Origin of the sequence: Candidatus Manganitrophus noduliformans (assembly GCF_012184425.1) — a bacterium.
Taxonomy (GTDB): domain Bacteria; phylum Nitrospirota; class Nitrospiria; order SBBL01; family Manganitrophaceae; genus Manganitrophus; species Manganitrophus noduliformans.
On sequence record NZ_VTOW01000002.1, the window covers coordinates 644,003 to 657,424 of the forward strand.

11 protein-coding genes are annotated in these 13,422 nt (G+C 56.6%); 8 read left to right on the top strand and 3 right to left on the bottom strand.

All coding sequences use genetic code 11. From position 1 onward, the window contains the following. Positions 1–64: 64 nt before the first annotated feature. From MNODULE_RS12320 to MNODULE_RS12335, 4 genes are all read left to right on the top strand, one after another. Positions 65–988 (top strand): Mrp/NBP35 family ATP-binding protein, encoded by a 924-nt coding sequence (locus tag MNODULE_RS12320; protein WP_168060196.1) that lies wholly within the window; start codon positions 65–67, stop codon positions 986–988. A gap of 42 nt (positions 989–1,030) precedes the next feature. Further along, on the top strand, positions 1,031–1,747 hold the full coding sequence (locus MNODULE_RS12325; protein WP_168060198.1) for a PCP reductase family protein: 717 nt from the start codon (positions 1,031–1,033) through the stop codon (positions 1,745–1,747). A gap of 12 nt (positions 1,748–1,759) precedes the next feature. Next, the gene (locus MNODULE_RS12330) at positions 1,760–2,458 is read left to right on the top strand and encodes an iron-containing redox enzyme family protein (protein ID WP_168060200.1); all 699 of its coding nucleotides are present in this window, start codon (positions 1,760–1,762) and stop codon (positions 2,456–2,458) included. A gap of 225 nt (positions 2,459–2,683) precedes the next feature. Further along, on the top strand, positions 2,684–3,979 hold the full coding sequence (locus MNODULE_RS12335) for a ferritin-like domain-containing protein (RefSeq protein ID WP_168060202.1): 1,296 nt from the start codon (positions 2,684–2,686) through the stop codon (positions 3,977–3,979). A 79-nt stretch (positions 3,980–4,058) separates the two neighbouring features. On the opposite strand, the gene MNODULE_RS12340 is transcribed toward MNODULE_RS12335, so the two are convergent. Next, positions 4,059–5,228 carry an anhydro-N-acetylmuramic acid kinase gene (locus MNODULE_RS12340; protein ID WP_168060204.1) on the bottom strand — a complete coding sequence of 390 codons (1,170 nt, stop codon included), beginning with the start codon at positions 5,226–5,228 and terminating at the stop codon, positions 4,059–4,061. A gap of 158 nt (positions 5,229–5,386) precedes the next feature. Here MNODULE_RS12340 and MNODULE_RS12345 point away from each other — a divergent pair, with 158 nt between their 5' ends. The 4 genes from MNODULE_RS12345 (at position 5,387) to MNODULE_RS12360 (ending at position 8,440) form a co-directional block, all read left to right on the top strand. Then, complete coding sequence (locus MNODULE_RS12345; RefSeq protein ID WP_168060206.1) at positions 5,387–5,728, top strand: 4a-hydroxytetrahydrobiopterin dehydratase; 342 nt, start codon at positions 5,387–5,389, stop codon at positions 5,726–5,728. A gap of 78 nt (positions 5,729–5,806) precedes the next feature. Further along, positions 5,807–6,763, top strand: a complete 957-nt coding sequence (locus MNODULE_RS12350) for a metal ABC transporter substrate-binding protein (RefSeq protein ID WP_238339471.1) — start codon at positions 5,807–5,809, stop codon at positions 6,761–6,763. After that, positions 6,763–7,593 carry a metal ABC transporter ATP-binding protein gene (locus tag MNODULE_RS12355; protein WP_168060210.1) on the top strand — a complete coding sequence of 277 codons (831 nt, stop codon included), beginning with the start codon at positions 6,763–6,765 and terminating at the stop codon, positions 7,591–7,593. Before MNODULE_RS12350 ends, MNODULE_RS12355 begins: the two co-directional genes overlap by 1 nt. A 10-nt stretch (positions 7,594–7,603) precedes the next feature. After that, positions 7,604–8,440, top strand: a complete 837-nt coding sequence (locus tag MNODULE_RS12360) for a metal ABC transporter permease (RefSeq protein ID WP_238339473.1) — start codon at positions 7,604–7,606, stop codon at positions 8,438–8,440. Between the two features lie 45 nt (positions 8,441–8,485). Here MNODULE_RS12360 and MNODULE_RS12365 read toward each other — a convergent pair whose 3' ends face one another. Both MNODULE_RS12365 and MNODULE_RS12370 read right to left on the bottom strand, forming a co-directional pair. After that, positions 8,486–11,155: a protein kinase domain-containing protein gene (locus MNODULE_RS12365; protein WP_168060214.1), complete on the bottom strand. Its 2,670-nt coding sequence runs from the start codon at positions 11,153–11,155 to the stop codon at positions 8,486–8,488. 102 nt (positions 11,156–11,257) lie between these two features. After that, positions 11,258–13,405, bottom strand: coding sequence for an alkaline phosphatase D family protein (locus tag MNODULE_RS12370; protein ID WP_168060216.1), 2,148 nt, complete (start codon positions 13,403–13,405; stop codon positions 11,258–11,260). Positions 13,406–13,422: the final 17 nt, after the last annotated feature.

The window sequence follows — 13,422 nt, forward strand, 5'->3', positions numbered from 1 at the left end:
AATTCATTGACATGGTTCTCCCGATGTTATAAGATTCGGGCCATATTTATTCGGAGTGCCGGAAATGTCCCCAGAAGCTCAAAAAGATTTAAAAACAATTCTTAAAAAGATTCACTTTACCGATGACGCGCAGGTGATGAAGCAGCTGGTCGACCAGTCGCTCCAGGTCAAGATCCGGATGGGCCAGATCCGCCGGAAAATCGTGATCATGAGCGGAAAAGGCGGCGTCGGAAAAAGCATGACCACCGCCAATATCTCCCTTGCCTTTGCCCGGCAGGGAAACAAGGTCGGGGTCCTCGACGTCGATTTAAACGGCCCCTGCATTCCGAAGATGCTTGGCGTCAAAGACCGCTTCGAGTTCACCTCCGAAGGAGCGATCCCGCCGGTCGGGCCGTATGAAATGAAGGTCGCCTCGATGGATTTCTTCCTTCGCCAGGAAGACTCTCCGGTCCGTTGGAAGGGACCGATGGAGCTCTCCCCGGTTTGGCTCGGATTAATGGAAATGAACGTCATCCGCGAATTTCTCGGGGACGTCAACTGGGGCGAGATCGATTATCTCTTCACCGATCTTCCCCCCGGCGCCGCCGCCGATAAGCCGCCGGTGATCGCCGGATTCATCCCGGAGCTGGACGGCGCGGTCGTCGTCACCACCCCTTCCGAAGTCGCCAAAACCGTCGTGAAGAAATCGATCGTCTATGCCCGCGATCTCGGCATTCCGATTATCGGACTGGTCGAAAACATGAGCGGCGCCCTCTGCCCGAATTGCAGCACCGCCGTCCCCTTCTTTGAGGGAGGATGCGAAGACCTCTGCGAAGAGCTCGATGTTCCCCTTTTGGGAAAGATCCCCTTCGACCGCGAATTGTCGCACGCGTGTGACTCGGGCGAGCCGCTCGCGGCGACGCATCCGATTTCGAAGCGGTTCGATGAGATCGCCAACCGGATTCAACAGCTCTTGGATTATAAAAAGATCGTTGCCGAAAAATTGTAGCGTCCCACAAAATCTCTGATTTTTCCTTTTACGGAGGACCCCATGAAGTTCGTATGTATGAAGTGTGAAAGTTTCATGACCTTTGAGAATGTCCAAGTCCCGGGAGAACAATCGCTCGGCGTGACCTTCGCCTGCCCGACCTGTAATGCCAAGGTGGCGATGGTGACCAACCCCGGCGAGACGGCGATGGTCCAGGCGCTCGGCGTGAAGCTGGGCGGACGGACCGCTCCGGCCGAGCCGATGGAGCTGACCCGGCAGACATTGAAAGAGACCCCCGACAACTTCAGCAAGCCGGCCCCCTCTCCCACGGTCCAGAAAGAAATGATGGCGGCCGAGATGGCCAAGGCCTCTTCCTCCGGCGGCGGGACCTGTCCCTTCTCCAGCATGATCGCCCAGATGCAGGGGGGAACCAAGAAGGAGGCGGCCACCGGGGAATTGACCTGGACCGCCGAAGCGAAGGAGCGGATCGAGAAGGTCCCCTCGTTCATGCGGCCGATGATCCAGATGGGGATCGAAAGCTACGCCCGGCGCAACGGCCTCTCGACGATCACCCCGGACGTCATGGACGCCTCCAAGAATGATCAAGGTGAGATGGTCTGGTCGAAGGAGGCGGAAAGCCGCCTCGACAACATCCCCTCTTTCATCCGCCCGATGGCCAAAAAAGAGATCGAGCGGATGGCCAAAGAGCGGGGACAGACGCAGATCACCGCCGATCTGATGGAAGAAGCCAAATCGAAGTTCATCGGCATGGGTTATTAAGCGGAAGAAACCATGTCGACGACGATGGACGCCCAAACGTTTATCCACTCCCTTGAGGAAGAGATCCTGCATCATGAAGCGGTGCATCATCCCTTCCTCAAGCGCTTCGCCTCCGAGAAGCTGACGGTCGAGCAGATCCAGACCTTCGGCCTTCAGCATTATCAACTGGTCAAGGTCTTCGTCAACTACATGACCAACCTGCTTCCGAAGATTCCGGACAAAGACGCCGCCGATCTTTTCCGGACCGTGTTTGACGACGAGTTCGGCCAGCACACCATCTTCCGAAGCCACCCCGCCCTTTATCGAAATTTCTTGAAGGCGCTCGGTCTCCCGGACGAAGCCTGGGGCAGGGTGAAGATCCTTCCGGAGACCTCCCGCTTCATCGAGGGCCACAAGGAGATGACCCGAGGGAAAGACTTTCTCTTCGCCCTCGGCGCCATCGGTCCCGGACACGAGTTCTCCATCCCGACGATGTTCGCCTATTTAATTGAAGGGCTCAAGAAAAACACGAGCCTGACCGATGAGGATGTCGAGTACTTCTCGCTTCATATCGTCGAAGATGTCGAGCACGCCGTCGTCTTCAACAAGCTGATCTCCCGCCACGTCGAAACCGAAGAGGGCCAAAAGCGCCTCCGCGACGGCGCCCTGCAATCGCTCGCCTACCGGAAAACCTTCTGGGACGGACTGCAACGGGCGGTCTTCGGCGCTTGATCCTTTTCTGATCACCCGCCCCACTCAAGAAAGAACGAACTGATTCATTTCTTCTCACTTCCGAATTCATCGCCGTTCCATTCCCGATAAAAAAATCAAAAAGAGCATCTCTCTTCACTCCATTTCTACCGGCACTCATTTTGCTGTTTCACCGGACACGTCGAGCAGTCCGATTTCTTCTAAAACTTCAAGCAATAAAACAACCTCTAACCGAAGGAGTGAGAAATGGCGATGAACCCATTCAAAGAGAGAGGGATCCCTCTGGAAAAACAGATCCGAAACTGGAAGCAGATCGCCCTGCTCCCCTATCGAAAACAGCAGGTCGATGCCTACACCCGCACCCGGATTATTCTCATGAACGGAATCGAGAACGAAGGGTGGTTCTTCAAACATTCCTTCGCCCGAAACACCGACCATAAGGAGATTCAGGCGCGCCTCGCCGAAACGCGACGGGTGGAGCACCAGCAGCAGGTCACGATCAACTGGCTCAACCCGCCGGACCAGACAATTTTGGAGACGAGCATCGCCTACGAGCAGGTGGCGATCGATCTCACCGCCTATTTGGCCCGCACCGAGCCCGATCCTTACGTAAAGGAAGTGTTCGATTTCGGACTTCTTGAAGATTTCGATCATCTATTTCGTTTCGCCCAGATGCTCGACCTGATCGAGGGGAAAGATCCGGACGAAATTCTCCAGGGAAAAACCGATGTCTTCCCCGGACGGCCGACGCAGGACCATCACAACGATCCGATCCTTCGCCTTCGGAAACATTACGAGAAGAACCAGGCGAATCCGATCTCAAAAGCGAACATCCTGACCCTTCTCTCGGCGGAGCAGCAGACCGCCCTGTTCTACAAGTCACATGGGTTTCAGTATGGGAGTCCCGATTTAAGGGAGCTGTACGCCGAAATTTCGGAGGTCGAAGAGGAGCATGTCACACAGTATGAATCGCTGATGGATCCTAAGGAAACCTGGCATGAGAAATGGGTCTGCCATGAATTTGTGGAGTGCGCCAATTATTATGCCTGCTACACGACGGAAGTCGATCCGAAGCTGAAGCAGATCTGGGAAATGTTCCTCGGCTACGAATTGGAGCATTTGAGGATCGCCGGCGAGATGCTCAAGAAGTACGACAAACGCGATCCGGAGGAGATCGTCGGAACAACCCTTCCGACCCCCGGCACATTTGAGGAGAACAAAGCGTACGTCGCCGACGTTCTCTTCAACACGGTCAACAAACGCCTGATGCCCGACGGCGCGTTCGAGCGAATCGACGCGCTTCCGAGCAACTGGCCGAGCTACGCCTATCAACGGATCGTCAACGCGTCCGGAGCCCCTTCTGAGGAGGTCGTGCGGCTGAGAATGGAGTCGGCCGGACAGGAGCTCGTCCGGGCAAGCGAAGCATTAGCGAAGCGAACCGCCGAGATCCGCCTGAGATCACTCGACGCCGAGAAAGCCCCCAACACGGCGCCGGAGCGGGCCGAGGAGGTGAAGCCGCAATACGTGGCGCGGGCCGCGTAACCGTCCCGTTTATCTTCAGGGTTTTATCGTTGAAAGGCCGCTGCCGCTTTCGAAATGGAAGCGGCGGCGGCTCAATGGATTATTTCAGATTGAAAGAAGCTCCCGGAACAATCTTTCCCAAGAGGACAGGCCGTCGCGCCCCGGTCACGGAGGGGATGTTCGTCGGCTGGCCGTGGAAGGTTTGATAGGCAAAGAGGGCGAAGGTCATCGCTTCGATGGCGCGGCTTTCATAGCCGAACGCCTCGAACGGTTGAACGGGGATGGGAGCGAGCAGTTCGGCAAGGCACTCCATCAGGACCGGATTCCGCACCCCGCCCCCTCCGACGATCACCTCGTGAAGGCTTCCCCGTTTTAAGATGAATCGATCGATGTTCTCGGAGATCGCCGAAGCGGTGAAAGTCGTCGCCGTCGCCACCAGGTCCTCCGGCGGGAGACGGCGCATCCGGGTCGATTGGAGAATCGACGCCACCATCGACGCCCCGAAGACCTCGCGGCCGGTGCTCTTCGGCGGCTTTCTTCGGATAAAAGGATGGCGCATCAGCTCCGACAAAAGGGCCGCGTCCGCTTTTCCCCGGCGCGCCATCTTTCCCCCTTCGTCGATCTCCTTCCCGGTGAGGGTCCGGACCAACCCGTCGATCACCATGTTCCCCGGCCCCATATCGAAGGCCGCCGTCTTTTCCAGAGACGCCCCCGCTTTCAGATAGGTGACATTGCTGATCCCTCCGATGTTCACAACGGCGCGCGACCGTTTTGGATCGGAAAGGAGAAGGAAATGAAGATAGGGGGTCAGCGGCGCCCCCTCGCCTCCAGCGGCCATATCGCGGGGGCGAAAGTCGGCGATGGTGGTAATTCCCGTCCGCTCGGCGATCACCGACGGCTCCCCGATCTGGAGGGTGGAGCGGATCGCCCGCTTGCCTTCCCGCTTCGGCTCCGGAAGATGATGAACCGTCTGTCCATGCGATCCGATCAATTCAATTTTGCCAAGAGGCACCCGCCCCTTCCGGGCAATCTCCCGCGCCGCCTCGGCGAAGAGCTCGCCGACGTAAAAATTCAGATGACAGACGTTCGCAATCGATTGAGGGAAACCGGAGGCCAGATCGATTAATTGCCGCGGGAGAGATTTCGGATAGGGATAAACCTCAAAGGCGATCAACTCCAATTGAAGCCGCCCTCGATTTTTTCGGATATCGACCAGAGCGGCATCGATGCCGTCCGAAGAGGTTCCCGATATGAGGCCGATGATCTTCACAAGGCGGAAGGCTACCGAATTTGATGAGAAAGGTCAAGTAGAGACGTTCCGGCGGAACGTCTCTACTTGTTCCGAAGGGTCCGGCGTGTTATTGTCATCGCAGGTAGAGACGTCCCGCCGGGACGTCTCTACCGTAACGGTGGATAGAGGAGGTCATCATGGCGAGTGAATTGGCGCAGAAAGAATGTATCCCCTGTAAGGGAGGCGTTCCTCCGCTGAAGGGGAAAGAGCTATCCATTCTCCTGGAAAAACTCGGGAACGGCTGGAAGGTGATCGACGAACATCATCTCGAAAAGGAGTACACCTTCCCCAATTTTCGGCAGGCGCTCGATTTTACGATTCGGGCCGGCGAGCTGGCCGAGGCGCAGTTCCATCACCCCGACATCTATCTGGCCTGGGGAAAGGTCAAATTGACCATCTGGACGCATAAAATCAACGGCCTGACCGAGAGCGACTTTGTCTGGGCGGCCAAGGCCGATCAAGAGCGGGAAAAACTGTAAGGCGATCGGCCGGATTGTCGATCATCCTCTATCGGAATTCGATTTGACTTATTCCTCACATGGTGTTATTTTTTCCCGATGCTTTTAAGCCGACAGCATAAAAAGTTGTCCTTCCAAGCGGTTCTCCTCCTGGGAAGCCTTCTCTTTGCGACCGGACTCCACGCGGAAGATAAAATCCCGATCGTGGTGACCCTCCCGGTCCTTAAAGATTTCACGGAACAGATCGGCGGTTCCAGTGTCGAGGTCAAGTCGCTGATCACCGGCATGGAAAGCGAGCATACCTACACCCCCAAGCCGAGCGACCTCCTTGCCATTAAAGAAGCGAAACTGCTGGTCAAGATCGGATTGGGATTGGAGATCTGGGTCAACGCCCTGATCAAAAATGCCGACCGCCCCGATTTGAGGATCGTCACCACCTCCGACGGGGTGGGACTCATCCGCGATCACGCCGAACGGCCCGAACGAGAGCACCTGGACAAAACCATCGACCCGCAGCATGCCTTCAAGGAACAACATACGATGGGGAATCCTCATATCTGGCTCGATCCGGAAAATGTTAAAATAATGATCAGGCACATTACGGACGAGCTGATCCGCTTCGATCCGGCCCGCCGCGGCGAATACCTGAAAAATCAGTCGCGCTACATCCTGGAACTGGAATCGCTCGAAGCGGAGCTGAAGAAAAAGGTGAACCGCCTGCCGAACCGAAACATCGTCACCCATCATCCGGCGTGGCCCTACTATGCCCGGCGGTTCGGCTTCGTCATCAAAGGGGATATTCTGACCCAGGTCGGCACCGAGCCGTCGGCCAAACATCTCGGCGAACTGATCAAGTTGATGAAGCGGGAGAAGGTGAAAGTGATCGTCTCGGAGCCGCAGCTCAACCCAAAAGTTCCCCAAATCCTCTCCGAGGAGACGGGGGCCGGAGTGGTCGTTCTCTCCCCGTTGCCGGGCGCCCTTCCGGGAACCGAGAGTTATGTCGACCTGATCCGTTACAACACCGAGACCTTGATCAAGGCTTTGGGAGGATCTTAATGGCCCATCCGGCCTTGAAAACGGTTCCGACACCGCACACCGCCGCAAAACCGATCATTCATTTCGTCCGCGCCACGTTCGCCTTTGCCAACCGGATCGCCATGGAAGAGATCACCCTCGATATCATGGAAGGGGAGTTTGCCGGCGTCATCGGGCCGAACGGCTCCGGGAAGACCACCTTCCTCAAAGCGATCCTCGGCCTCGTCCATCCGGTTTCTGGAAGCGTCCAGATCTTTGATTGCGAATGCCATGCCTTACGATGCGAGCACCGCGCCCGCATCGGATATCTTCCCCAAAAGGAACTGATCGACCCCCATTACCCGATCACCGCGTGGGAGGTGGTGATGATGGGCCGCTATGCCGCGATCGGGCTCTTTCGCCGTCCTGCGAAGGCAGACCGGGAAATCGTCTTCGAGTCGCTGCAAGCGGTCGGCGTCGAACCGTTGAAGGATCTCCCCTTCGGCAGTCTCTCCGGCGGACAGCAACAGCGGGTCCTCATCGCGCGGGCGCTGGCCCAACGTCCGCAGATCCTTTTGCTGGACGAGCCGACCACCGGGATTGACGCCGCCGCGCAGCATCATCTGATCGATCTGATTCGGAGCCTGCATCAGAACTACGGCCTGACGATTGTTTTCGTGACGCACGACATCAACATCATCAGCCCTGTCGTCGACTCTCTGATTCTCTTAAAAACCCGGCTCTACGGGAAGGGGCCTCCCCGCGACATTTTAAAGCAGGAGATTCTCTCCGGCGTATACGGCAAAGAGACCCTCCTCGCCGAACGGGAGAAGGGACCCTACGTCATCATGAGCGATCACCATCATCACTGATATGCTTGAAATGCTTTCATACGGTTTCATGCAGCGGGCGCTGCTCGCCTCTTTCTTGATCGGACTGGTCTGCTCGGTCATCGGGGTCTTCGTCGTCTTGAAGGGGCTTTCATTTATCGGGGCGGGGACGGCGCATGCCGCTTTTGCGGGGGTGGCGCTCGCCTTCCTGATCGGGGCGAACCCTCTCCTGATGGCCGTTTTCTTCGGCCTCTCCACCGTCTGGATCACCGGCTACCTGCAACAGACCGGAAAGATGAAGCCGGATGTCTCGATCGGGATCTTCTACACCTTGACGATGGCGCTGGCCATTCTCTTTATCGGCCTGATGAAGGCGTACAATCCGGAGGTCTACGGTTATCTCTTCGGAAGCATCCTCTCAGTCACCCCGTCGGATCTGAAGGCGATTCTCCTTCTCTCCCTCGGCATCCTCCTGACGATCTTTCTCTTCTTCAAAGAGTTCCACTTTATCTCATTCGACCAGGAGATGGCGGAGGCGAGCGGCATTCCGGCCCGCAATCTCTTTTTTCTCCTGCTGAGCCTCATCTCCCTGACCATCGTGATCTCCCTTCAAGCGGTCGGCGCGATTTTGGTCTTCGCGCTGTTGGTGATCCCCGCCGCCGCGGCCCAGCAGTGGGCGACCAAGATGAGAACGATGATCATTATCTCCATCCTCATCGGCATCTCTTCCTCCTGGGCGGGGGTGATTCTCTCCTACTGGTTCGACCTTCCCTCCGGATCAACGATCGTTCTCCTGGCAACGCTCTTCTTCTTCCTCTCGGTCCTCTTTTCACCGAAGCGACGACGGAGCGCGTTTCGCAAGGAATCGGCGGAAAAAATCCCGGAGTAAACGCTCCACCGCGACTGCCGCCCGCCCGACAATCTCATTTCTACCTCATGAGGTCGACCTCAGAAACATCCGCTCCAGAGCGATATTTGCATGAAAAGCAAAGTGCAGAAAGAGCTGATAATCTTCCTGGCTGATCACCTCTTTGGAGAGAGCCTTGTCCGCATAGAAGAACCCGATGACATTCCCCTTGGCGTGAATCGGGCTGATCACGAAGGACCGGGACTCGAAGAGAGAGAGAAAAGTCTTCGATATCAGGGATCGGACCGGCTCGACATGAATATCCTGGACGAATACCGCCTTTTTCTCCAAGTAAACTTTTCCAAAAATATTATCGGCGGGGTCATTCGGAAGCTTCAACCGATCCGCCAGTTCCTGAGACAGGGCGCCAAGACCGTAGCGGCCCGTAATTTGTGTTTTCGAAGGATTACAGAGAACGAGAAGGGCCCGGTCAAAACCGATTCCGATGTGAATCCCTTCCAGGATGGCGCTGAAAAGGACATTGATATCTTGATTCTCGGCGATGTGATTGGAAATGTCCCGCAGGAACTTCAACTGCAGCGAAGGCCGGTCGATCCCTTCGATTTTTTCCGGCGCTTCAATCTTTTCTGTCTCATTCGTCGATTCTTTGATCTGGACCGGAGGGATCGGCACCTCTTCCTCGGCTCCCTCCGAGACCCGGAATATCTTTCCGAGACGCTCCAGCAAACCACTCCGGGGGGAGGAAGTTTTTGAACCGGATGTGGGAGGCCTGAATTTCTCCGCTTCAATTTCAAAGCTGTCCGAAACTTCCTTGATATTTTTGTATGCCTTCTGGATCAAGCCCAATCCCTCCTCGGGCGGGATCTTCAGGCAGACCTCCATCTGCTGCATCAACCCGGCCATCTCTTCTTCCGTCCCCTTCTCCGTGAAGAGATTCCCGACGATTCTGTTTGCGAGGTATGAGACGGCCCAGAGCTGTTCCCGAGGGGTGTTCGCAGGGGAAAAAAGGATCTGGTCGGAGGCGGCCAACGGCTCCGCCAGATGATCAGGAACCTTGCACTCCTTCGCCATGGCGATGCCGAGCTGGTTGACGGAGGCCCCCAAAACCTGTTGCTCCGCTTTCCACAAAGGGAGCCCCGATTTTTCCACCAGGCGCTGAATCTCAAGATGCGACTCCGGAAGATAATAAGCAAGCGAGATCGGTCCGAGATTGTAAAAAAGCGTTGCGAGAAAGAGCTCTTCTTGTTTCGGATAGTGGAGGCGTTCACCCAATTCTTTCGCGAGGGTGGCCGCGATGAAGGCGTCTGCAATGATCTTTTTTAAATCGATCCCGGGGTGCTGCTTTTGGAATAACTCCACAAACGACAGACCGAGACTCACCGAACGGATCATATCGAGGCCGAGAACCACGACGGCCCTTGAGACGGTGTAGACCTCCCCGTAGCCGCCGTTGAAGTAGGCAGAATTGGCCACTTTAAGGACCTTCACGGCGAATCCCTGATCCTGAAGGATGCTTCTGGCCACATCGGCGGCGCCTGAAACTTTGTCCTCCGCCGCGCGCAGCGTCTGAATCACCGTATCGCGCAAAACAGGAAGATCCCCCCGATGATGGATCCGATCCTGTAACTTCTGGAGGATCGTCGGCTGAGCCGTTGATTTGAACTCTGCCTTCGGCGACTCCGGTGTCGGCTTGGAAGGGGGCGCCGCTTTTGAAGGACCCGAAGGGGGAGTTTGCGCCCCCCCTTCAATCTTCGATTTTTCCGAGGTCGCCAAGGCGGCCTTTTTCATCCGCACCCGGTCTTTCTCGATCTCCTCGTTAAAAAGTTGGTGGAGATTTTGGGCCAGCCCCGCTTGGACCTCGCTGAGCGGCTTCGACAAACACCGCTCCAACTCCCTCTGCATCTGCGCCGCGGAAGGGCACCGATTCCCCGCCTCCTTGACGAGCGACTTCGAGATGACCGTCTCGACCTGCTCCGAGATATCGGCATTAAACCGGCGCGGCGGATCGAATTTCGCCTCTCGAACACGGTCGAGTGTGTTGATTTCGCTGTCCCCTTTGAAGAGCCGCTTGCCGGTGGCACACTCGTACAAGACAATTCCCAGAGAAAAAAGGTCGGAGCGGTGATCGACTTTCTTTCCCCAGGCCTGCTCGGGAGACATGTAGGCGAATTTTCCTTTCAACGTTCCGGTCCGGGTTTCGTTCTCCTGGAGGGCCGCCTTGGCGATGCCGAAATCGACCAGCTTGATCTCGCCGTCGTAGGAGATCAGAATGTTCTGCGGGCTGATGTCCCGGTGAACCAGGTTCAGCTCGTTTCCGTGCAGATCTTTCTTCTTGTGCGCATGCTCCAGCCCGCTGCAGACGCGGCTGACGATGAAGAGAATCTGATCGATCGGAAGGGGCCGGTTGCTCTTTTGACTCCGCTCCATGATCGTCCGAAGATCTCTCCCCATCACATATTCCATCCCGATGTAGTACGACTCTTCAACCTGTCCGAAATCGAACACCTGGACGATATTCGGATGGGAGAGTTGGGCCGCGACTTTGGCCTCGTTGATGAACATCGAGACGAATTCGGCATTCTCGGTAAACTGGGGAAGAATCCGCTTGATGGCAAGAAGCCGCTCGAATCCTTTCGATCCGGTCTGCTTCGCGAGGAAGACCTCCGCCATGCCCCCCTTGGCAATCTTATCGATGAGGAGATACTTTCCGTATTGCACGGGAAAATCGGTCGGCATTTCCGGTCGCCCTATCGTGATGGTCGGGATACGCTTTTGAAGCACTGAGGAAAGAGAGGGAAGAAGACCCGTAAGCAAGTAAATCGCACGGTGCCGAACTTGTCAAGGAAAGGGGGGCTCTCCCTCGATCACAGGGCCTGATATTTCCAGCTTCCCTGCAATCATCACGGAAGGGACTCTAAAGGCGGCCGTTCTTTGAATTCCGGGATCAGCGCCGTTGCTTTCTTTGTTGATTGAAGAGAGGGTCACCAACTTCACTTTTACCTCATTTTCAGCGACGCTCACCCGCCCGTATCCATGCCCGTCAGTATCGGCATATCTCAGATGCCCGTTCACGTCGAGATCTTTTGCCGCCTCGATGGCGGAGAGGGCGTTGGTTTGAGCGGCGGCAACGCCGGCGACGACCCCGTTCAACAAGGTGTTGTTCAGATTATTCGTAACACGGTTCTCACCGGGCTCATCCGCCCGGGTGGCATCGTAGCTGATGAGGCTTTGCAACAACCGTTCATTCTCCGTCGGATTCTCTCTTTCTGAAAGCTGCCTCGCTGCGGCAAACATCGAGACGGAGCTAACACTCCCGCAGACAAACTCCGCCATCGCCGGCGCCGGCGCCGGGGGACTCGCGTCGTAATTGCTCAGGACGACTCCCGCAAAGTGGGCATGGAAATCTCCGGAGAGCGAGAGGACGTCCCTGATCCCGTTGGAGACAAGGAAAGCCATTAACTCGTTTCGCTCCGTCGCATAACCGTCCCAGCTGTCGGTGGAGAGAACCACATCGGGCAGCCCGGTGTTCAACGCGCTGAGGTTGACCAAAAACCGCATCAACGGAACCGAATTCCCCCATACCTTCCAGCGGGCCTCCGACCGGAGCATCAACGCTTTCCACCACTCCTTCTGTGTTCCCCCCAAGATCGTCCCCGGCGGCCGGTTGAAACGGGGATTGATCTGCACCCCTCCTGCGAAAATGAAAGAGTCGGGATCGCCGTTGTTCGCCGTTCGGCCGGCATCGAGCTGATTGACCAGCTCCAACGGCAGCAACATCCGAGGATCGACGAAGACCGACCCGTTCCCGCTGATCTCTTCCGGCACGGGGTGATCGCTCCGGTAAGAGCGGTTGTCGGTCACCGCCAGCTCCAGCCATCGGCCGAAACGGAAGCTTCGATAGATCGTCAACGTGTCGATCGCTTTAAGGTTGTCTTCATTGTCGGCGAAATTGGACTCATCGACCCGGTCGTTCAGCGTCTCCCTCACCTCGGCGAATTCAAACGCTTTCGTCTGCTGGAGATCGGGGTCGATATCGCCCCGTTGGAGCAGATTGACCGGAAGGTATTCGAACCAGGCCTGGTTGGCCGCCACCTTTCGCGGCTGGGAAGGTTCATCGGTGCTGCCGTTCGTTCCGGCAGATTCGTAATTGGCCTCGGTTTGCCAGCTGTCGTCCGAAAATTCATGATCGTCCCAAATATGGATGAACGGCCATCGGGCCCGCGCCTCCAGCAGATCGGGATCGGTCAAGTATTCCCGATAGAGATGACGATAGTCGTCCAGCGTCCGGGCATAAGAGATGCCGTCCGACGTTTTCCCTCCGTTCGGAAACGCCCCGACCTCCCGCCGGTTCCCGTCGCCGTCGATCAGCCCTCCGGGAATCGGCTGAAATGCTTCGTCCAACGGTGCCATCAAGGGATCGTTGTTCGTCTCATAGATGAAGTCGCCGAGATGGAGCACGAAGCGGATTTGTTGATCGGCCGGCTGGTTTCGATCATCGTTGATCATCCGGCGATAAGCATTATAGAAACCGTGTCCCCGGTCCTGGCAACTGACGAAGGCAAAATGGATTTCCTTCGCATCGGACAACGGAGGCGCAGTCAGAGTGCGGCCCGTCGGAGAGACCTGTCTTGAAGCGGTGATGAACCGGTAAAAATAAAAGGTATCGGGCTGGAGATTTTCGACCACCACCCGCAACGTGTAGTCGCTGGCGGAAGAGACATGAAAGGTTTCCTGGAGGACCAGACTGGTGAAAGCCTCATCCAGTGCGACTTCGGCGGTCACGGAATGCGGCTGCCCGAGCAAATGAGGAAGGGCGCGCGTCCAGATAACAACCGAATTCGGCCTCGGATCGCCGGAGGCCACCCCCTGGGGAAAGGTTTTGGAGGTACTGCTTTTACCGTTCGAAGCGCAAGCGGTCAGCAGACCGGGAAGGCCGGCCGCGACGAGAAAGGCGCCGGAGAGCTTTAAAAAGTCGCGTCTTAACACGGTGAAGACAATATCAT